Raw genomic sequence first — 23091 nt, forward strand, 5'->3', positions numbered from 1 at the left:
AGTGGGGGCCAGTACCATCAGCGGCTCACTCGCGCTTGTCCCTATCAATTGAGTGGAGGGGAAAGGCTGGGAGTATGCATCCCACGCACCCGACATCTAGACACAGGGTTGCCATGATGTGCTCCCAATAAAACGTGCCGGGGGAATTTAGTAGGGTTCGTTTTTCCTATACACTATTTAAATTATAATTAAACAAGAGGAATACTGTCATGAGTGGCTATAACGCTGTATTAGCAAGAAATACGGATAGGGCTCCAAAAGGGTTAGGTCCATGTTCACAAACTGTCGCTTTCTCTCATTACAATAATCTTTCAGCTCAATTACCTATCGATCCAGAATCTGGTGAAATAGTAGCGGGTGGTGTAAAAGAGCAGGCTGGACGGTGCTTCAAAAATATCAAGGCAATCGTAGAAAGCATCGACCATGCCATGAGCGATGTTATCAGGATCACTGTATTCGTTAAGAATATCTCCGATGTTGACGCTGTAGACGAAGTTTATAAAACATTCTTCCCAACCTACGTTCCTACACGGACGACAGTCGCAGTTGCAGCTTTACCTATGGATGCCTTGGTACAAGTTGAAGCACTTGTTTCAAACGGTGTAGGTTCAATTCCAAACGCACCACAGGCAGGCGACCTCATAAAACTTACCAATAACACGGAGAATGCACCAAGAAGTTCTCTATCTACACAAACCGTCGCTTTTTCTCATTACAATAATATTTCAGCTCAATTACCTATCGATCCAAAATCGGGAATCATTGTAGCGGGTGATGTGAAAGAGCAGGCTAGACAGTGCTTAAAGAATATCAAGGCAATTTTAGAAAGTATCGACGTTCCTTTTGACGATATTGTTAAAACCACTATATTCCTTAAAAACCTCTCGGATGTTGAAGCCGTAGACGAAGTTTATACAACATTTTTCCCAGACTCAGGTATGGCCAGGGCCGTAGGCTATTTTCCTGCACGGACAACAGTTGAAGTTGCGGCTTTACCCATGCGTGCTTTGGTACAAATTGAAGCAGTTGTGTCACATGGAGACGGCACACCCCCGCAAGCTGTTGAAGACAGGCATGGAATCATCATAGAAGCGAACAATACGGAAAATGCACCAAAAAATTCCCTATCTACCCAAACTGTAGCTTTTTCTCATTACAATCATATTTCCGCTCAATTGGGTATCGATCCAAAATCTGGAAGAATGGTAGCGGGTGGTGTAAAGGAGCAGGCTAGACAGTGCTTGAAAAATATCAAGGCGATTTTAGAGAGTATCGGCCACGATATGGCCGATGTAGTTAAAATAAATATCGCCCTTAAAAATATCGCAGATATTGATGCTATAGACGAAGCTTACGCAACATTCTTCCCAGGCGGTATTCCTGCACGAAGAATAATTGGCGTATCAGCTTTACTTAATGATGCTTTAATCCAAATCGATGCAGTTGTAGGAAACGAAGAAGGAACACCTCCAAAAGCATAATAGACATTTGTTTGTAAATACAGGAACTATCAAAGTTACTTGTTAATGCCGACGATGAATGCGAAATCGCACATCCCGATCATAGAAAGGGAGCTGAGAATGTTTTTTCAGATCCCTCTTTTTATCTCTCAGAACATTGAGTACTCCTGACCTGCTCCCTGAAATTAGCGACATGGTGCAGTAGAATCCTGGGCTGTAAATGGGTGTTGCGCCGCAAATTCGGCCGGTGTGTTATTGCCAAGCTAACTATTCTATCCGGATTATTTCTTTCCATGGCCATGATCACTTATAATAAAATACTCATATCCCCGCGATTGCGGTTCTGGTTGGTTATCTTCTATTTTCACTGGATAGCATGGAACGCCTCACTATCTCGCTGGATACCCAGCTCTCTAAACAGTTCGACGATTTGATGGACGCACGCGGCTATACCAACCGCTCGGAGGCGATGCGCGACCTTATACGTGAGAAACTGGAAACCGAGCGATTGAAAGATTGGAATGAAGGTCACTGTGTCGCCACGCTCAGCTACATCTACAATCATCACGAGAACGATCTGGCCAATCGTATCGCTGCGGTACAACATGATAACCACGATCTCATTCTCTCCAGCATGCATGTGCATATGGACCATAGTGATTGTCTCGAAGTCGCCATTCTCCGCGGGCCGGTTGGGCAGGTAAAAAGCTTTGCTAACCTTGTCATGTCCGCACGCGGGGTGCGGCATGGCAAATTGCACATGGTTCCAGTAGAGATCAAGCAAGTGCGGCACTCACCAACGACGGCGGAGCATATCCACAGCAACCCTCTTACCTGATTACCAGGTCCACCCAATACAATTTTTGTATGTGCAAACTATCTGATAAAAGAAATGAGAAGCCTGAACAGGATCCGGACAAACGCCGCTTTTTGAAGCTGGCTGCGGCCTCTGCTTTCGCTTGGGGTGTTGCCGGAACAACCGGGAGGACGGCTTTCGCCGCAGACACCAAAGCGCCACCCATTCCGGAAAACATAATGACGCCTGATGAGGCGTTGGACAGGTTGATGGAAGGAAACGAGCGCTATGCCACGGGACGATCCACGCCTTTGGATTTCAGCGAAGAGCGAGCGGCGCTAGTTTCGGGGCAGAACCCCTATGCCTGTATTTTAAGTTGCTCCGATTCAAGAGTCAGCCCTGAATTTTGTTTTGATGAACAGCGCGGCGATCTTTTTGTGGCCCGTGTCGCCGGCAATTATCTAACTACCGATTTTGTGGCCACGCTCGAATATGCGGCTGCCGTATTGCATACACCACTGATCATGGTGCTCGGTCATGAGAGCTGCGGTGCCGTCAAGGCCGCCATCGATGCCCTCGATAAAAATGAACAATTTCCCGGGCACATTCAAACCTTGGCGAGCGCATTGTTGCCCGCGGTCAGGGCAGCAAAAGATATGCCAGGTGACCGTTATAACAATGCGATCAAAATGAATGTCATTCGCAACGTGGATAAACTGAAGAAACAACCGCCGATTTTGAGTAAATTAGTGGCGGCTAAGAAACTTCTCGTAGTAGGCGGCGTGTATAGCCTTAAAACCGGAAGAGTTGATCTGAAGTTTCCCCAGGAATTCACCCTCAAGCAGCGCTGACATGAGACAGCATTTGGCGAACTATTGGCTTATTGCGGCTGCCAGATCATCCATGCACGGCTAAGGTCCGTCAAGAAGACTCCTCCCCTTTATCTCTGACATGACGTCGGAGCCATTGCCATTGTTACTTTCGGCACCAGTAAGCAGCCACGCAAGGGAGAAATCGAGTTTTGAACGCAGCGCTATAAGCTTGCTGAGTTCCGGCTTGGAAACGCCGCTTTCCCATTGTGAAATAATGGTTCGGGGAACGCCGCAAAGCTCACCCAGCTGACTTTGGGTAAGCGCGCATCTGCATCTTAATTCTGCAAGCCTTGTTCCCCTGGCAAAATGAAACATTTGAGGTTTGGTAAACATGAGATTTTTATGTTGCATAAAAATTGATCATGAATAATGACTGAGGATATTGAAACTGCCCCAGCATTCCCGATTTAAAGCACCTAAACGTCTTGATAGCGTAAAATTTTCCGTTTCCTTTAAGACCGTATATCCCCCCAAAACCTGGAGGATATAACGGGTGGCTAATCGACCCCTGATGAGTGAAACTTGACATGAGGGGGAAAGGGCCGATTAGCCATTAAGCGTTTATCTCTATGCGTCGGCCTCCGCCCAGTATTTTGATTTTCCTGCGGCAAACAGGAACATCCACATCACCAGCACAAATGGGAAGGTAAGCGTAGGCAGGCCTATGGGCGCAAGGAAGTTCGCAAGCCCCGCCTGGCAAATCACGGTAAGAAACCCCGCCAGAACTGCCAGCGCTGCGCTTTTTCCATCCGGTTTCAGAAAAACCCACCCCACCGCCATCATGGTCAGGACCGGGTTGAATGAATACAGCCCCATCTCGATCATGCCCTGGTTCGCACCCAGCAGAATCGGAAATGCCACGCCGATAATCGTTCCCCCCACTGCCATCAATGCGCCCCGCAGGGAGACAATGGCGATGCCGGTTAAGAACAGAATGCCGACTATGACGCTGTCTGCAAACATCACTTCGGCAACCCCTTTGGTGAGGGCGGTAAACCACATCTCAGCCGGAATCGCCACCGCATCGGCTACCGCGGCAGGCGTGCCGGGCGGCGGCAAAACGGGGCCACGCGAAAAACTGTCGAACGCATACACGGCAACCAGGAACATCCAGGAGGTCAGCACAAAGGGGGACGTCGAGGCCGGAATCTTGTAGGGCCCGAGTATCCTCATCAGGGCCGCCAGCACGATACTTGACAGGGCCGAGGCAAGGACCACATACAGCCACAGCTGCGGAGAATTCTCCAGGAACAGAAAAAGACAAGGACCGACCAAGGTGCCATTGAACCCGTACAGCCCCGCATCGATATCGTCTTCGGAAAAACCGAGGAGATAAGCGGTAACGGTGCTGCTTATCACCCCAACCGTGGCCGCGGCGCCTGCGGTTACCCCGCCGATGAAAAGTGCCACCAGGAAAATGAGTCCTGTCACTGCATTGCAGCAGAAGAATACCTGGCCCACGCCTCTCAGAATCACGCGCAGCGGTCGGGGCATTGCCTTATCTATCGTTAATGACCATTCCATTTTAATTCCCTCCTGTGTTTCTTTATGATAACGAGCTATTTTTAGTAATGTGGCTACCCAGAAAGTACGGTCATCCCGGTAATTCGACTGAAAACCCGATCTTCTCGAGACTCTTCGTCAGGAAACACCTAAATGCTTGCATGGCTGGGAATACGCTGTGACTTGATTTCGTCCAGCAATCCTCTTTATATTTCCTCTTAAATAACTAGATTTCACAATGCCATTTAAGATCAGTAGATACGACTGTATTGCACTTCATGCTGCATGGATAACAGTGACAGCCCCGGCGCTCATCTTCTTCGAGCGCCGGGAAATGCAGCCGGCCTAATAGGGAAGCTGGCTGCATCATGGTCACTCAACTCTGTTGTCGAGGACGCATATGCTCATTTCAGGCTGCATTGCAGGTTTATGAATTCCATTTACATATCCAGTATGTTGATATGACTCGCAACATCTGCCATATTTGCCCCCTTTTCTGCAATATTTCATTTGTTCCCAAACAAGGGAATTTTCCGCGAGATAAAATATCCCTTCATGCCGGCAGTTGTGACATGACTGTATGCGCCCGCACGTGGCAACCTTTTTGGGGCTGCCACGTTTCTCGTGCTCAGGATATGCTGAGCTCTGGCTGGCGCCGGGTCCTGCAACAGGGGTCTTACCCATTGCTTTCACCATTCCGATAGTTCCCACGCAGTGGTCATCAGCGCCACCGCTTCCGGGTAGTTGAGCTTCAAGCCCCGTGCCTTGCGCCGTTCCGCCACTAATCCGGCAGTAAATATCTGCAGCTTGTCTTTCTCTCTTGGTGTAAGGTCCATTGCTTCCTCCCCTTAAATTAACAATTGTTTTACTTCTTCTATGTTCTGGTTACAGCCAACCTGACACCATCCGTTTCAAAGAACCCAGGGACTTCCCCTATACGCGGCTGATGGGAGCCTCATCTATTCCCAGGCATTACATCTGCAACTGGAAAGATAGTTTGAAGACATCCACCTTGTCGCCTATCACCCCGGGTGCATAATTCAAGCCTTTGGTAAAAAGGTCACCATGCTGGTAATACGCCGAGATACGCGCATTGAAGCCATCAATGATGTAATTCACGCCCCCCTCGATCTCTTCACGGTTACTGCTATGATTCGGTTGGATACTGGTGAATCTGCCATACGGCTGGAATTTGCCGATACCCACCTTGACCGGTATCAGATAAAGCCCGGTAACCGTCCAGGATTTTCCATCGAATACGCAAAAACAACCCGGATCGGCAAAAGCCTGAGAATTATAATTAGCGTAGAACTGCTTGTATTCCGCGTTTAACGTGGTTACCCCCAGGTTCCTCGGCAAGACTTTCTCGAACAGAAGATCGCCAACCAAACCAAGGAAGTCACTGCGATTGGCAAATGATCCCGCGCCATTCTTCTGGTAATTTGCCCCGAACGCCAGCGCCAGGATGTCGCCCGCCTTGCCAAAATAGGTACTGCTGGTGTAGTAACCCGGATTCTTTTCAGGGTTCAGGAAATTGTAGGTGAACCGACCGGCCCACGACACATCGTTTCCCTGGTTGGGTCCAATTGTGTTGGATGACTGCAACCCCCGGTATACGCCCACCGCATAGCCCAGCGTACCCTTGATGAAGCCCGGTTCGACGCTGCCCCAGAAGGTGCCGCCGTCGTCACGGCCGTAACGCCCTGCGCCGTTGCTGCCGAATTTAACGCTGAAGTCCTGAGGAAAGAATGGTGTCTTGAAGGCGTCATGCGTCGCCTGGAAAAAAGGACCGCTCAATTCGCCCCGTTCCGTGGGCACCAGCATGCGTCCGCCCCAGATGTTCACATACCGGTTGATCTCGACTTTCCCGATAGCGTCCAGAATGTTATAGGACATCTTGGGGTTATCCGCCGAACTGGTGTTGTTACAGAAAAAACATTCCGTGTTGACTTCGAATTTGAGATATTTATGAACCTGCCCGTTTAAATACACCCGAGCATTGTCAATGCTGAAAGAATCATTGTAACTGTCGGTCGCCTTGTTTTGGGCCCATATGCCCGAACCGCGGAAACCAATGCCTGCAGTAAACCATCGGGTCTCGTCAAGCGCCCATTTCGGCCCGCTCGGAAGCTTGAAATCAGATGCTCCCACCGCAGAAGATAAGGACAGAAAACCGATCACCAAGAGCCCCACCAACACCATCTGGATACAGAAGTTATTCGTCTTCTTCCAGAGGTCATTTTTTCGCAAGGAACTTTCAGCTGAAATAAATTCGTAATCAGCCATTTTGTGTTCCCTTTTCGCAAAATATTTCATCTCTGAAAATTCCTTCTGTCTTAATTAACTCGCTTGGCATGATCGTTTCTTGCAAGTTCCGATGAGATTTTCTGATGAAGAGCAGCCCGCTTTACCGTTTCCTCCGCAGCCATCTCATATCTGCGCAATAAAGCCCAGGTATGGGCTCGCATATCCTGGGCCCGCTTACCATAGAGATAACTTTTATCCTCGTAGTGCTCCAGCAGTTTCTTTTGCCTCTCTACCTCTGCCAGTAACTCCCTAGCTGTAATTTCATACTGCCTGGCCACGGTATCGTGATCGAAGTAGGTTCTGGCATTCTCCGCAACTCTTCGCGTATCAGCATTCTGTGCTTCAAAAGGCGCCATCTGTGCGCAGGATGCCAGCAGGCCGAGCATGGACACCACCACTATGAATTTACCAGTTTGTTTTTTCATGACAATGAACTCCTATATATCATTAAGTACATCAATTCCTTCTACCGATATATCATTAAGTACATCAGTTCCTTCTACCGCTTCGCCAACTGGTGCTCGATTCCTCAGTCAACCTAATCTTCGATGACTTGGAAAAAGAGTATCATCGATTAATTGAAAAAGATGCAGGAAATTCCTTACAGGCCGTTCATTTCATTCCTACATCATGTCTCGATATTCCCTACAGATATTTTCCGCTTTTCCCACATGAATAACGTTTAATCATAATACGTAAAAATGACGATAACTTAGTTATGCGAGAAATTTGAGGAATTTCCTTACAAATTATTCAGCTCATTCCTACGCCATGTTTCGTTATTCCCTACAGATCATTTCCTTTTTCCTCACATAAACATGAAATAATCATAATGCTTAAAGAATCCTATCATTGATATAATAAAAAAAATGCAGGAGATTCCTTACTGGCTGTTCGTTTTACTCCTACGCCATGTCTCAATATTTCCTACAGATATCTTCTGCTTTCCCTACAGAAACCCCGTTTAGTCATAGATCTTGCGATGCCGTTACGCGTGGATGTTATCCAATGTCCAATGATCTTTATTTTTGTTAGGCATACATGATAATGTTATGTCATATATGATTCCCCATCTACCCCGGTTGCATGTGCTCCCAGAACATCCAAGTTCCAGCCAGATAACATAGCGTCGTTGATAAATACGCCTCGGGTCTGCGCAAAGGAGAGCGCTTACCTATCTGTAAATGGTTAAGAATATTTTCCGCGATGTTGGAACGCCGTTCTGAGTTTTCCTAACTAACCGGACGATTTCTGCCCGATCCCATTGGATAGCCTGGCCACACATACGCTATCTCATCGACATATATCTCACAGGTTTTGGATGCATGACATTGATTATCGAATCCGGCAGAAAAGAAGTAAGGTTTTCCTGACATGATGTTCATGTGTTCCTTACATCATGTTTCGGCATTCGTTGACAGACATGTCAGCTGCGTATGCTAAAGTTTCCATGCATCTGGTCGAAAATGGAGGACGAACATATGTGCATGCTAACGTCTGTTCATTTTTTCTTCTTGCTCAGGCACGATTTCTCTAAACTGGAATTACAGGACGAGGAGATAAGGGAAAACGCGAGCGCCCGATCTTCTGAAAGCCGTCACTGCTGCTCCAGCTATAAGGCTTGATTTCCCTGTCATAAAGAACGCTTCCCATTATCCTGCACATGCCCTACGGGAATTATTTGATTGCTGAACACAGGGATGCTTGGACCCGCTGATTGGGAATCACGGGTACTAGCAATGTAGGTAGCAGTAATTTAACCAGACATAAAGGAAATACATGCGAATTGGCGTTTTCACCAATTTTTGCCTTATCGTCACCGTACTGGGACTCAGCCTGCTGATCTTTCTTTCCTCCCAGGTGCTGGACACGCTGGATGAGATCACCGCCGCCGAGCGCCAGCAATACAGATCCCTGCAGCTCGCAAATGAGTTATTCCAGAGTTCCGAGGATCTCACCAAGATGGCTCGCAGCTACGTCACCACCGGCGACCCAATCTATGAACGATTCTTTTTCGAAATTCTCGACATCCGGAACGGCAAACTGCCCCGCCCTCGGGATTATCCGATCACCTACTGGGATGTAAACAATATGCCCTCGCCCACGCGAGATAGTGCCGTCTCCTTAATGGAGCTGATGCAGCGTGAAGGATTCAGCGAACACGAACTCGACCTGCTGCGGCAATCGCAAAGGAATTCCGACAATCTGGTCAATCTGGAAAAACAGGCCTTCGCTGCCATCAAAGGCTTGTACGACGATGGGCACGGAAATTTCACCCGGTCGCACACGCCTGACCGCGATTTTGCCATCGACCTGCTGTTTGGCGAACGCTATACCGCCGAGAAAGCCAGGATCATGGCGCCCATCAGTCAGTTCATGCGGGAACTGGATCATCGCACCCAAACCACGATGAAGAATCTGCAGTCAAAGTTCCAGCAGCAGATCTTGCTGATACCGGGAGTGCTTTGCAGTGCGCTGCTCGTCGTGGCAGTGGCCGCCGCCTATATGCGCCGCAATATCCTGCACCCGCTCGATTATCTCAGCCGGCAGGCGAGCAGCATCGCACAGGGCAGCTACTCCACCCGCTGCGACATCTCCACGCACAACGAAATCGCCGAGCTCGGTTCCGATTTCAATACCATGGCGGAAGCCATTGAACATGAAATCATCAAACTCAAGCAGGTAGAAGGATCATTACGCGAGCGGCTGAAGGAGCTCAACTGTTTCTATTCAATCCGGCGCGGCATGGAGGCCGGGTCGCTGGAGGAAGTTTGCGGCACCATTTTTGTGCACCTGATCGCGGCGATGCAGTTTCCGCATATCTCCAGCATCAGAATCGAGCTCGACGGCAAGCAGTTTGTCTCCAACCAGTATGACCAGGATCATGCGCGCCGGTTACAAAAACAGATCATGGTATACGGCAAGGCATACGGCTGGATAATCGTATTCTACCGCGAGGACCGGCCTTTCCTGCTGCCCGATGAGCAGAATCTGATCGACGTCATCGGGGACGATCTGGGGAAATGGCTGGAACGCAAGCAGGCGGAGGCACGCATCCTGGTGGAACGGGAGCTGCGGGTGCGCGATGCCGCGATACGGGAATTTGCGGCGCACGTGGAGCGGATGCGGGAAGAAGACCGTAAATACATTGCCCGCGAGATTCACGATGAGCTGGGCCAGCTCCTGGCGGCATTGCACCTGGAAATCTCGCTGCTAAAGGGTGTGGAAGACAATAGAAAAAGGGTGGAAATCGTCAGGCGCAACATGTCGGAGCTGGTGGACAAAGCGGATCAGAGCGTGCGCAACGTGGCCGAGCATCTGCGCCCGGCTTCACTGGAGTTGGGCATCATCTCGGCTCTCAAAAAATTGACCGATGAGTACAGGAAACATAGCGGCGTAAGCTGCGTACTGCGACTGATGAAGGAACCCGTTGAGCTGGATGAAGATCAGACCGTGGCGATATTCAGGATTGTGCAGGAATCCCTGACCAATGTGACCCGGCATGCCGCGGCAAGCCATGTCGAGATCATCCTGTCGCAGGAGGCGGGTGATCTCTTGATAGAGGTGCGCGACAACGGCAAAGGATTTAATGCAACAGCTGCCGCAAGGAAAAAGTCATTTGGCCTGGTTGGGATGCGCGAGCGGGCGGCGGTGCTGGGGGGAAGTATCGATATCGCCAGCCTGCCGCGGCAAGGAACCGTGGTCAAGCTTCGCCTGCCGGTGAAGGTATGCGAAGAGGTTTCGTGACCATTCCTGGCTTGCCGATGCACTCGTTTATTCCGGAATCATCGGTAGCCTCTCCAATGCAATGCTGGCCCTGATATCAGATAAATGAGCCTGCCAGAAATTGGATGACATAGCCCGTCTTATTCCAGCAAGTCGTGCTCGGTTACATAGCGGACCAGTTGAGCATTGTTCTGCATATTCATTTTTTCCAGAACACGGGCGCGGTAAGTGCTCACGGTTTTCGAGCTTAATCCCAGTTTCTGCGAAATTTCTGTTAAAGATACCCCGGCAGCGATAAGCTTGAGGACGTTGAACTCCCGATCGGAAAGTGTGGAATGCGGGAGAATTGCCGAGGTTGGGCCGAGATCGAACAGTAGTTTTTCCGCCAGTTCCGGGTCTATGTATCGTCCCCCTTTGGAGAGGCGCCGGATTACGGATATCAGCAGATCGGTGGGGCTGTTCTTGGTAAGATAGGCGGATGCACCTGCACGTATTGTCCTGATGGCATATTCATCCTCATGATACGTGCTTAACATCAATATTTGATGCTTCGCGTCATCGTTCATTATTCGTTTCAGTACTTCCAGACCATTCATGCCCGGCATGTTGACATCCAGCAATGCCACGTCCCATCCGCCAAGCTGCATTTTTTCCAGGGCATCAATTCCATCGCTTGCTTCACCAACGACAACAATATCAGCCGTTTCGGCGAGAATCCTTTTCAGCCCATCCCTGAAAAGCCTATGGTCATCAGCTAAAAAGACCTTTATGATCATGCTCAATACCCTATTGAGATCGGTTGACATCGGAGAGTCAGGTCGACTTACCGGTATTCGAGTGAAGAGTTACCGATTGGCAGCCAAATGACTTTTCTTTGTCGCCATCCTCCGCAAGTTTAATTAGAGCGTAAAAAACGTTGCCACTCTCGTCATCGCACATGGCATGCGGCATGGTAAATTACCCGCATTTCCGTTGAAAATAATGCGTACATAATGTTGCCGCATCCACATGATCCGTTGTGCGGATAGTCATGAATATCCGGAACCAGCGTTTTAATAATGTCACCTGGATGAAAAGTCATCCGCAATGTGAACACGCTGAGAAAATAACCCCCATCCTGAGAAAATTCGACTCGAAAAGAAAGATCTTTGTCCTGAGGATGTATCGCCTCAAAACCTGGCTAATCGGCCCCTGATGAGTGAAACTTGACATGAGGGGGAAGGGGCCGATTAGCCATTAAGCGTTTATCTCTATGCGTCGGCCTCCGCCCAGTATTTTGATTTTCCTGCGGCAAACAGGAACATCCACATCACCAGCACAAATGGGAAGGTAAGCGTAGGCAAGCCTATGGGCGCAAGGAAGTTCGCAAGCCCCGCCTGACAAATCACGGTAAGAAACCCCGCCAGAACCGCCAGCGCTGCGCTTTTTCCATCCGGTTTCAGAAAAACCCACCCCACCGCCATCATGGTCAGGACCGGGTTGAATGAATACAGCCCCATCTCGATCATGCCCTGGTTCGCACCCAGCAGAATCGGAAATGCCACGCCGATAATCGTTCCCCCCACTGCCATCAATGCGCCCCGCAGGGAGACAATGGCGATGCCGGTTAAGAACAGAATGCCGACTATGACGCTGTCTGCAAACATCACTTCGGCAACCCCTTTGGTGAGAGCGGTAAACCACATCTCAGCCGGAATCGCCACCGCATCGGCTACCGCGGCAGGCGTGCCGGGCGGCGGCAAAACGGGGCCACGCGAAAAACTGTCGAACGCATACACGGCAACCAGGAACATCCAGGAGGTCAGCACAAAGGGGGACGTCGAGGCCGGAATCTTGTAGGGCCCGAGTATCCTCATCAGGGCCGCCAGCACGATACTTGACAGGGCCGAGGCAAGGACCACATACAGCCACAGCTGCGGAGAATTCTCCAGGAACAGAAAAAGACAAGGACCGACCAAGGTGCCATTGAACCCGTACAGCCCCGCATCGATATCGTCTTCGGAAAAACCGAGGAGATAAGCGGTAACGGTGCTGCTTATCACCCCAACCGTGGCCGCGGCGCCTGCGGTTACCCCGCCGATGAAAAGTGCCACCAGGAAAATGAGTCCTGTCACTGCATTGCAGCAGAAGAATACCTGGCCCACGCCTCTCAGAATCACGCGCAGCGGTCGGGGCATTGCCTTATCTATCGTTAATGACCATTCCATTTTAATTCCCTCCTGTGTTTCTTTATGATAACGAGCTATTTTTAGTAATGTGGCTACCCAGAAAGTACGGTCATCCCGGTAATTCGACTGAAAACCCGATCTTCTCGAGACTCTTCGTCAGGAAACACCTAAATGCTTGCATGGCTGGGAATACGCTGTGACTTGATTTCGTCCAGCAATCCCTGCCTTACGATGAATTCGACAATCTGATCGACACCTTCGCCGGTATGCATATTAGTGAATACGAATGGCCGCTCGCCGCGCATCCGCTTCGCATCCCGGGCCATGACCTCGAGGCTGGCTCCCACATGGGGTGCGAGATCGATCTTGTTGATGACCAGCAGCGCGGAACGCGTGATGCCGGGTCCTCCCTTGCGCGGGATCTTTTCGCCGGCGGCAACGTCAATGACATAGATAGTAAGATCGGAAAGCTCGGGGCTGAAGGTCGAGGCAAGGTTGTCCCCGCCTGATTCGACCAGGATCAGATCAAGATCGGGAAAATCTGCGGACATGCGCGCGATCGCTTCCAGATTGATCGACGCATCCTCCCTGATCGCGGTATGTGGACAACCACCCGTTTCCACACCCATCAGGCGTTCTGCCGGCAGTGCATCGGCACGCAGCAGAATCTCCATATCTTCCTTGGTATATATATCATTGGTGATAACGGCCATGTCGTAGCGATCGCGCATTTTTTTACTCAGCACTTCACACAAGGCCGTCTTGCCTGAGCCCACCGGCCCGCCTATTCCGACACGCAGGGGATTGGATGCATTTTTCATTTTATTTCCCGTAAATAATTGGATTTAACAATGCCGTTCAAGATCGATAGATACGGCTATATTGCACTTCATGCTGCATGGACAACAGCGACAGCCCCGGCGCCCAGTTGGACAACTCGTCGTCTTCGAGCACCTGGGCGTGGCGGGCTGCCGCTTCGATTGCAGGATGCAGGGAAAGCAGTAATCTCTGACCGGAAACCTGCCCAAGCGGAATGGATTTCACGCATACCAGCATCTGGTTCTCGACCATTGAAAATAACAGGCCAAGCAATGCAGCTTCATGCGACACGTCCAGCGCTTCTGCTGCAAACGCAAACGCCGTCGGCAACGGAATCTCTGGCTGACTGGCCATTATCTTCAGAAGAGCATCGTCAGCCACTTTCAACTCCCCCATCAGTTTACTCAGCGAATATCCCATTTGGATGGTTTCCGCACGGAACTCGGCAGTATCGCGGGCAGCGACGAAACACTCTGTCCAATAGGTAACCGCCGCCCGGTCCCGCGCCGCAAACCCTTTCAACAGCCGCCACAACACAGGTGCTTCGAAATCTGCTACCACGCCAAGCGCCTCGGTGATCCAGGCGCGGGCCGAACTTTCGTCGTGGACCGCGCCTGCCTCGATGGCTGCTTCCAGACCCTGCGAATAGGTATACGCACCAACCGGGAGTGAGGGGCTTGCCAGCTGCAGTAAACGTAACAGGAGTGTTGCTTGCATCATGATCTCCGATCCTCTATTTCTACTGTTTGTCCGACGGACGGTGAATCTTCTGGCGCACCGGAATCGGGGCCAGCGGGCCATGCCCGTGGGAATGGCCGTGACCATCGCCATCACCATGATGATGATGGCCCCCGCCGCTGTATGCCCCCGCTTCCGGTTCGAATTGCGCACTTTCTTCCCCTACCGTCGCACCCAATCCCTCCAGCATTCCCTTTAGCACGCTATCCTGGCAGATACGCAGAAAACCGTCTCCCACTTGGGTCTGCGTGTGACGGTTGCCTAGGTGAAACGCACAGCGCATCAAATCGTGCGGGGTTTGGCACGTAATCCGGTAAGTGGGCTCTTGTGCCGCGACAATTTGCACTACCCTGCCGTCATCGCCCCTGAGCAGATCATTGTTGCGCAACACGGTCCCGCGCGCGGTGAGGATGGCGACCTCCTCACCGGACGTAAGCGCGGTACGCAGACGGCTGTTCTCGCGCAACTCGTAAGGAAGCACGAGTTGCGCGAAGATCGAATCCGCTTGCGCTATCTTGGTATTTAGCGTAAGCATATCTGTTAAAACAGAAAGTAGCGTTGCGCCATCGGCAGAACATCTTCCGGCCCGCAGGTCAGAAGTTGACCATCCGCCCTTACTTCGTAGGTCTCCGGATCAACTTCCATCTTGGGGGTCGCGCCATTGTGAATCATGTCCTTCTTGCGCAGATTCCGCGTGTTCTTGACGGCAATCAGGTTCTTGTCCAGTTTCAGGGTGTCGACAAGACCTTTATCAAGGGCCGCTTGCGATGTGAAGGTGAAGCACGATGTCTTGATGCCCCCGCCGTATCCGCCAAACATGTAGCGGTAGTGCACGGGCTGGGGAGTGGGAATCGAAGCATTCGGATCGCCCATCAGCGACGCCGCAATCATGCCGCCTTTCAGGATCATGGAAGGCTTGACGCCAAAGAACGCGGGCCGCCATAGAACCAGATCCGCGTACTTGCCCACTTCAACCGAACCAATCGCGTGCGCAACGCCGTGCGTGATGGCCGGGTTGATGGTGTATTTCGCAATGTAGCGCTTGACCCGGAAGTTGTCGTTCTTCGAGTTGTCTTCCTGCAACGAGCCGCGCTGCGTCTTCATCTTATGCGCGGTCTGCCAGGTGCGCGTTACCACTTCGCCAATGCGCCCCATTGCCTGGGAATCCGACGACATCATCGAAATCGCGCCCATGTCATGCAGGATATCCTCGGCCGCAATCGTTTCCTTGCGAATGCGCGATTCGGCGAAGGCAAGATCCTCGGCGATATTCGCATGCAGGTGATGGCATACCATCAGCATGTCAAGGTGCTCATCCAGCGTATTGACGGTATAGGGCCGGGTCGGGTTGGTGGATGACGGCAAAACGTTGTCCAGGCCTACGACCGCGATGATGTCCGGTGCGTGACCGCCGCCGGCGCCTTCGGTATGGAACGTGTGTATGGTCCGGTCCTTGAATGCAGCAACCGTGTTCTCCAGGTAACCGCCTTCGTTGATGGTGTCCGTATGGATAGCGACCTGAATGTCGTATTTATCCGCAACGTTCAGGCAGTTGTCGATCGCCGCATAGGTCGTGCCCCAGTCCTCGTGCAGCTTGAGCCCGCATGCACCGGCCAGAATCTGTTCTTCATTCGGCGTGGGCAGGCTGACGTTGCCCTTGCCGAAAAAGCCGGTGTTCATGACTAGGCCGTCGGATGCCTGCAGCATGGAGTGAATGTGCCACGGACCCGGCGTACAGGTAGTGGCCGCCGTGCCCACTGCCGGACCAGTACCGCCGCCCAGCATGGTGGTGATGCCGTTCATCATCGCGTCTTCGGCCTGCTGCGGACAGATGAAGTGAATGTGGCTGTCGATGCCGCCGGCTGTGACAATCAAACCCTCGCCGGCAATGATTTCCGTGGCAGCACCGATCGCCATGGTGACGTCGGGCTGAATGTCCGGATTGCCCGCCTTGCCGATTGCTCCAATCTTGCCGCCTTTCAGGCCTATGTCAGCCTTGACGATGCCCCAATGGTCAATAATGACTGCATTGGTAATCACCGTATCCATTACGTCGGCGTGGTTGCGCTGCGATTGGCCCATGCCGTCGCGTATCACCTTGCCGCCGCCGAATTTCACCTCTTCGCCATAGGTGGTGAAGTCCTTCTCGATTTCAATGAAAAGTTCCGTGTCGGCCAGGCGAACGCGATCCCCTGTCGTGGGGCCCATCATCTCGACATAGGCGTGGCGGGATATTTTAAAAGTCATTTTTTACTCCTCTGTAGGTTATTGGCGGGCGTGGCGCTATTTCAGCTTGCCCATCACTTTCTGGTTAAATCCGTATACCGCCCGGTCCCCGCCCAGCTCGACCAGCTCGATGGTGCGCTCCTGGCCTGGCTCAAAACGCACAGCCGTACCCGCCATGATATTCAGGCGCATGCCGTAGGCCTCCTCCCGCTCAAAGTTCATCGCGGAATTGACCTCGTAAAAATGAAAGTGTGAACCGATTTGTATGGGCCGGTCGCCGCCATTGGAAACCTTCAACGATTTGGTCTTTCTGCCAACATTCAGTTGGATGTCACCGGGCTGGGTAAATATTTCTCCCGGAATTAGGGGTAATCTTGCCATCATGATCTCCTGATTTTTTAGGGAATGGGGTTGTGAACCGTCACCAGCTTGGTGCCGTCCGGAAAGGTCGCCTCAACCTGGATATCCGGGATCATTTCGGGAACCCCTTCCATCACCTCGCCTCGCTTCAGCACGCGCGTGCCTTCCGCCATCAGCGCCGCCACGGAATGCCCGTCTCGCGCCCCCTCCATCACCGCACAGGTGATCAGCGCAACCGCCTCCGGATAATTGAGCTTCAGGCCCCGTGCCTTGCGCCGTTCCGCAACTAATCCGGCAGTAAATATCTGCAGCTTGTCTTTCTCTCTTGGTGTAAGGTCCATTGCTTCCTCCTCGTTAAATTAACAATTGTTTTACTTCTTCTACTTCTTTTAACACCGCTACCACCTGATGCTTCTCTTATCGGATACCAAAAACATGCCGTTTCACTGAAAAGACATCACGTTTTCCACATACGCGGAACCATTGCCTCACGGCCAAGCATAGCCGGGCGGAGCAGACCCCAGATATGCAGCATTACCTGTCGTGCCGTCTCGCTCGAGTTTCCTAGATAACGCGCCGTTATCACTGGTTTCAGCTGCGAGATACCGAGATGGCCGGCCCCTTTTGCGATTTCTCCCGCCTCTTCGCGCGCAGCCGCCAGCACGGTGGGGGACACGGCCTTTCCCACCGCGATCAGGGTGGCACAGATAGTGTTTCCTCCGAGTAGCAAAGGACTCTTCATGCCTGCACTGCCGCCTGCCAACCGGAGTTGCTCGAACCAGATCAATTTGCCTTCGTATTGAATGCGGGTGCGCTGCCTGATCCGGCCGCTGGTGAATGATTCTCCTGAGGCCGTACGGCCAAAACAAAGAATTTCGCAACCGATATAGCTTGCCTCTTTTTCCATCACGACGCGATGCTCAAGCTTCACATCCACATTATCGAAAAAAATGGTTTCCTGCGGCACCCATTCGAGCACGCCTTTTACACCGACATCGAGTCTTATAGCCTGGTGCGAGACATGACCATTAGCCTTGTACCATTTGGCCGCACCCGGGGTGGTGACCTGGGTGCTGGCTGTTGCGCCGACGCGAGCGGAAATCTCCAACTGATCGCCGCCCACGACACCGCCCGGCGGATGTACGATGACAACCTGGCAAACCTCCCGCCCTTCGGGATAGAGTGGTTTTTGCACCAGCAGCGGACCGAAATGTTCCCGTTCCACTAAACGGGTGGCGCCTTCTTCCTTGCGGAAACCCAGCGACAACCGTGCCTGCAGAGGCGTATAGCCTGAATCCAGCTTCACGTCCGGCGAATCTTGCGTGGGATACAGGTGATGAACTGAAGCGGCAGGGTCCCGTCTGATGATGGATTCTTCCGCGTTAGGTATTAAATGCATGTCTTGTTATCGATCATTTTATGGTTTTGATGAAGTATTAGGCGTTTACATCTGCAACTGGAAAGATAGTTTGAAGACATCCACCTTGTCGCCTATCACCCCGGGTGCATAATTCAAGCCTTTGGTGAAGAGGTCGCCATGCTGGTAATACGCCGAGATACGCGCATTGAAGCCATCAATGATGTAATTCACGCCCCCCTCGATCTCTTCACGGTTACTGCTATGATTCGGTTGGATACTGGTGAATCTGCCATACGGCTGGAATTTGCCGATACCCACCTTGACCGGTATCAGATAAAGCCCGGTAACCGTCCAGGATTTTCCATCGAATACGCAAAAACAACCCGGATCGGCAAAAGCCTGAGAATTATAATTAGCGTAGAACTGCTTGTATTCCGCGTTTAACGTGGTTACCCCCAGGTTCCTCGGCAAGACTTTCTCGAACAGAAGATCGCCAACCAAACCAAGGAAGTCACTGCGATTGGCAAATGATCCCGCGCCATTCTTCTGGTAATTTGCCCCGAACGCCAGCGCCAGGATGTCGCCCGCCTTGCCAAAATAGGTACTGCTGGTGTAATAACCCGGATTCTTTTCAGGATTCAGAAAATTGTAGGTGAAACGTCCCGCCCACGACACGTCATTTCCCTGGTTGGGTCCAATTGTGTTGGATGACTGCAACCCCCGGTATACGCCCACCGCATAGCCCAGCGTACCCTTGATGAAGCCCGGTTCGACGCTGCCCCAGAAGGTGCCGCCGTCGTCACGGCCGTAACGCCCTGCGCCGTTGCTGCCGAATTTAACGCTGAAGTCTTGAGGAAAAAACGGTGTCTTGAAGGCGTCATGCGTCGCCTGGAAAAAAGGACCGCTCAATTCGCCCCGCTCCGTCGGCACCAGCATGCGTCCGCCCCAGATGTTCACATACCGGTTGATCTCGACTTTCCCGATAGCGTCCAGAATGTTATAGGACATCTTGGGGTTATCCGCCGAACTGGTGTTGTTACAGAAAAAACATTCCGTGTTGACTTCGAATTTGAGATATTTATGAACCTGCCCGTTTAAATACACCCGAGCATTGTCAATGCTGAAAGAATCATTGTAACTGTCGGTCGCCTTGTTTTGGGCCCATATGCCCGAACCGCGGAAACCAATGCCTGCAGTAAACCATCGGGTCTCGTCAAGCGCCCATTTCGGCCCGCTCGGAAGCTTGAAATCCGTTGGACCCGCTGCAGGCTTCACCTCCGTTGCGCTTGTCATGGGCTGAATCTCTGTTGCACTCGCTGAAGGCGACAAAAACAAATAACCGACTATCAATACCGCCAGCAACATTGCCTGGACAAAGAAATTCTCTCTTTGTTTCCCAAGATCATTTCTTTGTGAAGCATTTTCGACCAATGCTGTTTCATGGCCTATCATTTTATGTATTATTTTTTCAAAATATTTCATCTCTGAAAATTTCCTTTATATTTATTAACCTGACGTTTTGGATCATGCATTGTTTATTTCCATAAGTCATTACTAAATACCCACAAATTATAAATTTTGTGTAGGAGAACTGTTCTTAAATGTATTACAGATAGGATGCGGATGAAACTTGACAGTCGCGCTGGTTCTGAAAAGTCAAACGAAAAATATCTCCTAACAGACCCGGTTAAGGAGATTAATTTTTTAACCCTATGATTAAAAACATATCTATTAATCTCCCATGGAACCGTACTTCTGTCCAATAGGAAACTCTCGTAGAATCCGTAAGATTCCGCCGTGGGCTGGAGTTTGTCAATAGGATGTGACGTGGTTTGCCTTTGGCGGCATATATACGGAATGAATTCGCACTCCATCATGAGTGACGCGATCAGAGTGCGATTAGAAAATAGCCTTACGGGCCCGAGTGGCCTGCACCAACCAGATTCAAAGGAAATACATGCGAATTGGTGTTTTTATCAATTTTTGCCTTATCGTCACCGTACTGGGACTCAGCCTGCTGATCTTTCTTTCCTCCCAGGTGCTGGGCACGTTGGATGAGATCACCGCCGCCGAGCGCCAGCAATACAAATCCCTGCAGCTCGCAAATGAGTTATTCCGGAGTTCCGAGGATCTCACCAAGATGGCTCGCAGCTACGTCACCACCGGCGACCCAATCTATGAACGATTCTTTTTCGAAATTCTCGACATCCGGAACGGCAAACTGCCCCGCCCTCGGGATTATCCGATCACCTACTGGGATGTAAACAATATGCCCTCGCCCACGCGAGATAGTGCCGTCTCCTTAATGGAGCTGATGCAGCGTGAAGGATTCAGCGAACACGAACTCGACCTGCTGCGGCAATCGCAAAGGAATTCCGACAATCTGGTCAATCTGGAAAAACAGGCCTTCGCTGCCATCAAAGGCTTGTACGACGATGGGCACGGAAATTTCACCCGGTCGCACACGCCTGACCGCGATTTTGCCATCGACCTGCTGTTTGGCGAACGCTATACCGCCGAGAAAGCCAGGATCATGGCGCCCATCAGTCAGTTCATGCGGGAACTGGATCATCGCACCCAAACCACGATGAAGAATCTGCAGTCAAAGTTCCAGCAGCAGATCTTGCTGATACTAGGAATGCTTTGCAGCGGATTGCTCGTCGTGGCTGTGGCTACTGCCTACATGCGCCGCAATATCCTGCACCCGCTCAATTATCTCAGCCGGCAGGCGAGCAGCATCGCACAGGGCAGCTACTCTACCCGCTGCGACATCTCCACGCACAACGAAATCGCCGAGCTCGGTTCCGATTTCAATACCATGGCGGAAGCTATTGAGCATGAAATCATCAAACTCAAGCAGGTCAAAGAGTCATTACACGAGCGGCTGAAGGAGCTCAACTGTTTCTATTCAATCCGGCGCGGCATGGAGGCCGGGTCGCTGGAGGAAGTTTGCGGCACCATTTTTGTGCACCTGATCGCGGCGATGCGGTTTCCGCATATCTCCAGCATCAGAATCGAGCTCGACGGCAAGCAGTTTGTCTCCAACCAGTATGACCAGGATCATGCGCGCCGGTTACAAAAACAGATCATGGTATACGGCAAGGCATACGGCTGGATAATCGTATTCTACCGCGAGGACCGGCCTTTCCTGCTGCCCGATGAGCAGAATCTGATCGACGTCATCGGGGACGATCTGGGGAAATGGCTGGAACGCAAGCAGGCGGAGGCACGCATCCTGGTGGAACGGGAGCTGCGGGTGCGCGATGCCGCGATACGGGAATTTGCGGCGCACGTGGAGCGGATGCGGGAAGAAGACCGTAAATACATTGCCCGCGAGATTCACGATGAGCTGGGCCAGCTCCTGGCGGCATTGCACCTGGAAATCTCGCTGCTAAAGGGTGTGGAAGACAATAGAAAAAGGGTGGAAATCGTCAGGCGCAACATGTCGGAGCTGGTGGACAAAGCGGATCAGAGCGTGCGCAACGTGGCCGAGCATCTGCGCCCGGCTTCACTGGAGTTGGGCATCATCTCGGCTCTCAAAAAATTGACCGATGAGTACAGGAAACATAGCGGCGTAAGCTGCGTACTGCGACTGATGAAGGAACCCGTTGAGCTGGATGAAGATCAGACCGTGGCGATATTCAGGATTGTGCAGGAATCCCTGACCAATGTGACCCGTCATGCCGCGGCAAGCCATGTCGAGATCATCTTGTCGCAGGAGGCGGGTGACCTCCTGATTGAGGTGCGCGACAACGGCAAGGGGTTTGATGCGACAGGCGTTGTAGGGAAAAAATCATTTGGCCTGGTTGGAATGCGCGAGCGGGCAGCGGTGCTGGGGGGCCGTATCGATATTTCCAGCATGCCGCAGCAAGGAACCGTGGTCAAGGTACGCCTGCCGGTGAAAGATGCAAAGGGGTTTCGTGAATGATCTCATGCTGGCCGCCCGGCCTGACGAATCAAGCCGAACAAGCAACCTTCTAATCTGACGGCACATTCTTGACATTCTATTGGATATATTTTACCCGGCATTGGCAAATCGACCAGAGTCCCCTCGCGTCAACTTGTCCCCGATGGAGTAACAGGCATGATAATTAGAGTCTTTCTGGCTGATGACCATAGGCTTTTCCGGGACGGATTGAAACGGATTCTTGCTGAAACATCGGATATCGTCGTCGTCGGCGAGGCAACCGACGGACTCGAAGCCTTAAAGAAAATGCGCCATGGCGGATGGGACGTGGCATTACTGGATGTCAGCATGCCGGGCATGAATGGGCTGGAAGTACTAAAACGGATAATGACCGATGATGCAAAACATCAGGTGCTGATGCTAAGTACGTATCATGAGGATGAATATGCTATCAGGACAATACGCGCAGGCGCATCCGCTTATCTCACCAAGAACAGTCCAATCGATCTGCTGATTTCTGTTATCCGGCGCTTGGCAAACGGAGGAAAATATATAGATCCGGAATTGGCGGAGAAATTACTGTTCGACCTCGGTCCAGCAGCTTCAATACCGCCACATTCCATACTTTCCGATCGGGAACTCGATGTCCTCAAGCTTATCGCCGTTGGAATACCCTTAACGGAAATCTCGCAAAAGTTGGCATTAAGTGCCAAAACCGTGAGTACTTATCGTACCCGTATTCTGGAAAAAATGAATATGCAGAACAATGCTCAATTAGTCCGCTACGTAACCGAACACAAATTAATGGAGTAGCCGGTTTATGCCAACCCATGTTGATCTTTCCTGACC

Annotated in this window: 20 protein-coding genes and 1 pseudogene; 6 read left to right on the forward strand and 15 right to left on the reverse strand. The window is 51.4% G+C overall.

Annotated elements, in window-relative coordinates:
• The first annotated feature begins 209 nt into the window (after positions 1 to 209).
• The 3 genes from BLR00_RS12190 (at position 210) to BLR00_RS12200 (ending at position 3107) form a co-directional block, all read left to right on the forward strand.
• Positions 210 to 1481, forward strand: coding sequence for a RidA family protein (locus BLR00_RS12190; protein ID WP_074633006.1), 1272 nt, complete (start codon positions 210 to 212; stop codon positions 1479 to 1481).
• A 355-nt stretch (positions 1482 to 1836) separates the two neighbouring features.
• Positions 1837 to 2298, forward strand: coding sequence for a nickel-responsive transcriptional regulator NikR (gene nikR / locus BLR00_RS12195; RefSeq protein WP_074633008.1), 462 nt, complete (start codon positions 1837 to 1839; stop codon positions 2296 to 2298).
• 197 nt (positions 2299 to 2495) lie between these two features.
• Positions 2496 to 3107 (forward strand): carbonic anhydrase, encoded by a 612-nt coding sequence (locus BLR00_RS12200; RefSeq protein ID WP_256324141.1) that lies wholly within the window; start codon positions 2496 to 2498, stop codon positions 3105 to 3107.
• Positions 3108 to 3167: 60 nt separating this feature from the next.
• Here BLR00_RS12200 and BLR00_RS12205 read toward each other — a convergent pair whose 3' ends face one another.
• The 5 genes and pseudogenes from BLR00_RS12205 to BLR00_RS12225 form a co-directional block, all read right to left on the reverse strand.
• Positions 3168 to 3479: a helix-turn-helix domain-containing protein gene (locus BLR00_RS12205; protein WP_074633013.1), complete on the reverse strand. Its 312-nt coding sequence runs from the start codon at positions 3477 to 3479 to the stop codon at positions 3168 to 3170.
• 216 nt (positions 3480 to 3695) lie between these two features.
• Complete coding sequence (gene yut, locus BLR00_RS12210) at positions 3696 to 4652, reverse strand: urea transporter (RefSeq protein ID WP_074633015.1); 957 nt, start codon at positions 4650 to 4652, stop codon at positions 3696 to 3698.
• Between the two features lie 689 nt (positions 4653 to 5341).
• Positions 5342 to 5467, reverse strand: a pseudogene (locus BLR00_RS12215) (urease subunit gamma); the annotation flags it as partial.
• Positions 5468 to 5603: 136 nt separating this feature from the next.
• Positions 5604 to 6917 carry a hypothetical protein gene (locus tag BLR00_RS12220; protein ID WP_256324142.1) on the reverse strand — a complete coding sequence of 438 codons (1314 nt, stop codon included), beginning with the start codon at positions 6915 to 6917 and terminating at the stop codon, positions 5604 to 5606.
• A 50-nt stretch (positions 6918 to 6967) separates the two neighbouring features.
• Entirely contained in the window at positions 6968 to 7363 is a 396-nt protein-coding gene (locus BLR00_RS12225) for a hypothetical protein (RefSeq protein WP_074633018.1), read from the reverse strand.
• A 1354-nt stretch (positions 7364 to 8717) separates the two neighbouring features.
• Between BLR00_RS12225 and BLR00_RS12230 the strand changes: the two genes are divergently transcribed.
• Entirely contained in the window at positions 8718 to 10685 is a 1968-nt protein-coding gene (locus BLR00_RS12230) for a HAMP domain-containing sensor histidine kinase (protein ID WP_074633020.1), read from the forward strand.
• A 119-nt stretch (positions 10686 to 10804) separates the two neighbouring features.
• Here the strand turns inward: BLR00_RS12230 and BLR00_RS12235 are convergent, their stop codons facing one another.
• The 10 genes from BLR00_RS12235 to BLR00_RS12280 form a co-directional block, all read right to left on the reverse strand.
• Positions 10805 to 11440, reverse strand: a complete 636-nt coding sequence (locus tag BLR00_RS12235) for a response regulator (RefSeq protein WP_081346755.1) — start codon at positions 11438 to 11440, stop codon at positions 10805 to 10807.
• Positions 11441 to 11914: 474 nt separating this feature from the next.
• On the reverse strand, positions 11915 to 12871 hold the full coding sequence (yut, locus tag BLR00_RS12240; RefSeq protein WP_074633015.1) for an urea transporter: 957 nt from the start codon (positions 12869 to 12871) through the stop codon (positions 11915 to 11917).
• Positions 12872 to 12999: 128 nt separating this feature from the next.
• The gene (ureG, locus tag BLR00_RS12245; protein ID WP_074633023.1) at positions 13000 to 13653 is read right to left on the reverse strand and encodes an urease accessory protein UreG; all 654 of its coding nucleotides are present in this window, start codon (positions 13651 to 13653) and stop codon (positions 13000 to 13002) included.
• 37 nt (positions 13654 to 13690) lie between these two features.
• Positions 13691 to 14371 (reverse strand): urease accessory protein UreF, encoded by a 681-nt coding sequence (locus tag BLR00_RS12250; protein ID WP_256324143.1) that lies wholly within the window; start codon positions 14369 to 14371, stop codon positions 13691 to 13693.
• Between the two features lie 19 nt (positions 14372 to 14390).
• The gene (ureE, locus tag BLR00_RS12255; protein WP_074633029.1) at positions 14391 to 14924 is read right to left on the reverse strand and encodes an urease accessory protein UreE; all 534 of its coding nucleotides are present in this window, start codon (positions 14922 to 14924) and stop codon (positions 14391 to 14393) included.
• Positions 14925 to 14929: 5 nt separating this feature from the next.
• Positions 14930 to 16636: an urease subunit alpha gene (ureC, locus tag BLR00_RS12260; RefSeq protein WP_074633032.1), complete on the reverse strand. Its 1707-nt coding sequence runs from the start codon at positions 16634 to 16636 to the stop codon at positions 14930 to 14932.
• 36 nt (positions 16637 to 16672) lie between these two features.
• Entirely contained in the window at positions 16673 to 16996 is a 324-nt protein-coding gene (locus tag BLR00_RS12265) for an urease subunit beta (RefSeq protein ID WP_074633034.1), read from the reverse strand.
• A 17-nt stretch (positions 16997 to 17013) separates the two neighbouring features.
• Positions 17014 to 17316 carry an urease subunit gamma gene (locus BLR00_RS12270; RefSeq protein WP_074633037.1) on the reverse strand — a complete coding sequence of 101 codons (303 nt, stop codon included), beginning with the start codon at positions 17314 to 17316 and terminating at the stop codon, positions 17014 to 17016.
• A 116-nt stretch (positions 17317 to 17432) separates the two neighbouring features.
• Positions 17433 to 18374, reverse strand: coding sequence for an urease accessory protein UreD (locus BLR00_RS12275; RefSeq protein WP_081346756.1), 942 nt, complete (start codon positions 18372 to 18374; stop codon positions 17433 to 17435).
• 45 nt (positions 18375 to 18419) lie between these two features.
• Positions 18420 to 19817, reverse strand: coding sequence for a hypothetical protein (locus tag BLR00_RS12280; RefSeq protein WP_074633039.1), 1398 nt, complete (start codon positions 19815 to 19817; stop codon positions 18420 to 18422).
• Between the two features lie 475 nt (positions 19818 to 20292).
• On the opposite strand from BLR00_RS12280, the gene BLR00_RS12285 reads away from it, so the two are divergent.
• Both BLR00_RS12285 and BLR00_RS12290 read left to right on the forward strand, forming a co-directional pair.
• Positions 20293 to 22263, forward strand: a complete 1971-nt coding sequence (locus BLR00_RS12285; protein WP_074633042.1) for an ATP-binding protein — start codon at positions 20293 to 20295, stop codon at positions 22261 to 22263.
• Positions 22264 to 22419: 156 nt separating this feature from the next.
• Positions 22420 to 23055, forward strand: a complete 636-nt coding sequence (locus BLR00_RS12290) for a response regulator (protein WP_074633044.1) — start codon at positions 22420 to 22422, stop codon at positions 23053 to 23055.
• Positions 23056 to 23091 lie beyond the last annotated feature (36 nt).

It is taken from the genome of Nitrosospira multiformis (assembly GCF_900103165.1).
GTDB classification, from domain to species: domain Bacteria; phylum Pseudomonadota; class Gammaproteobacteria; order Burkholderiales; family Nitrosomonadaceae; genus Nitrosospira; species Nitrosospira multiformis_D.

What these genes read in the sequence shown, in the direction of transcription:
- BLR00_RS12190 (WP_074633006.1), top strand. Translation starts at nt 210, where the DNA reads ATGAGTGGCTATAACGCTGTATTAGCAAGAAATACGGATAGGGCTCCA.
- nikR (WP_074633008.1), top strand. Translation starts at nt 1,837, where the DNA reads ATGGAACGCCTCACTATCTCGCTGGATACCCAGCTCTCTAAACAGTTC.
- BLR00_RS12200 (WP_256324141.1), top strand. Translation starts at nt 2,496, where the DNA reads ATGACGCCTGATGAGGCGTTGGACAGGTTGATGGAAGGAAACGAGCGC.
- BLR00_RS12205 (WP_074633013.1), bottom strand. Translation starts at nt 3,479, where the DNA reads ATGCAACATAAAAATCTCATGTTTACCAAACCTCAAATGTTTCATTTT.
- yut (WP_074633015.1), bottom strand. Translation starts at nt 4,652, where the DNA reads ATGGAATGGTCATTAACGATAGATAAGGCAATGCCCCGACCGCTGCGC.
- BLR00_RS12220 (WP_256324142.1), bottom strand. Translation starts at nt 6,917, where the DNA reads ATGGCTGATTACGAATTTATTTCAGCTGAAAGTTCCTTGCGAAAAAAT.
- BLR00_RS12225 (WP_074633018.1), bottom strand. Translation starts at nt 7,363, where the DNA reads ATGAAAAAACAAACTGGTAAATTCATAGTGGTGGTGTCCATGCTCGGC.
- BLR00_RS12230 (WP_074633020.1), top strand. Translation starts at nt 8,718, where the DNA reads ATGCGAATTGGCGTTTTCACCAATTTTTGCCTTATCGTCACCGTACTG.
- BLR00_RS12235 (WP_081346755.1), bottom strand. Translation starts at nt 11,440, where the DNA reads ATGATCATAAAGGTCTTTTTAGCTGATGACCATAGGCTTTTCAGGGAT.
- yut (WP_074633015.1), bottom strand. Translation starts at nt 12,871, where the DNA reads ATGGAATGGTCATTAACGATAGATAAGGCAATGCCCCGACCGCTGCGC.
- ureG (WP_074633023.1), bottom strand. Translation starts at nt 13,653, where the DNA reads ATGAAAAATGCATCCAATCCCCTGCGTGTCGGAATAGGCGGGCCGGTG.
- BLR00_RS12250 (WP_256324143.1), bottom strand. Translation starts at nt 14,371, where the DNA reads ATGATGCAAGCAACACTCCTGTTACGTTTACTGCAGCTGGCAAGCCCC.
- ureE (WP_074633029.1), bottom strand. Translation starts at nt 14,924, where the DNA reads ATGCTTACGCTAAATACCAAGATAGCGCAAGCGGATTCGATCTTCGCG.
- ureC (WP_074633032.1), bottom strand. Translation starts at nt 16,636, where the DNA reads ATGACTTTTAAAATATCCCGCCACGCCTATGTCGAGATGATGGGCCCC.
- BLR00_RS12265 (WP_074633034.1), bottom strand. Translation starts at nt 16,996, where the DNA reads ATGGCAAGATTACCCCTAATTCCGGGAGAAATATTTACCCAGCCCGGT.
- BLR00_RS12270 (WP_074633037.1), bottom strand. Translation starts at nt 17,316, where the DNA reads ATGGACCTTACACCAAGAGAGAAAGACAAGCTGCAGATATTTACTGCC.
- BLR00_RS12275 (WP_081346756.1), bottom strand. Translation starts at nt 18,374, where the DNA reads ATGCATTTAATACCTAACGCGGAAGAATCCATCATCAGACGGGACCCT.
- BLR00_RS12280 (WP_074633039.1), bottom strand. Translation starts at nt 19,817, where the DNA reads ATGAAATATTTTGAAAAAATAATACATAAAATGATAGGCCATGAAACA.
- BLR00_RS12285 (WP_074633042.1), top strand. Translation starts at nt 20,293, where the DNA reads ATGCGAATTGGTGTTTTTATCAATTTTTGCCTTATCGTCACCGTACTG.
- BLR00_RS12290 (WP_074633044.1), top strand. Translation starts at nt 22,420, where the DNA reads ATGATAATTAGAGTCTTTCTGGCTGATGACCATAGGCTTTTCCGGGAC.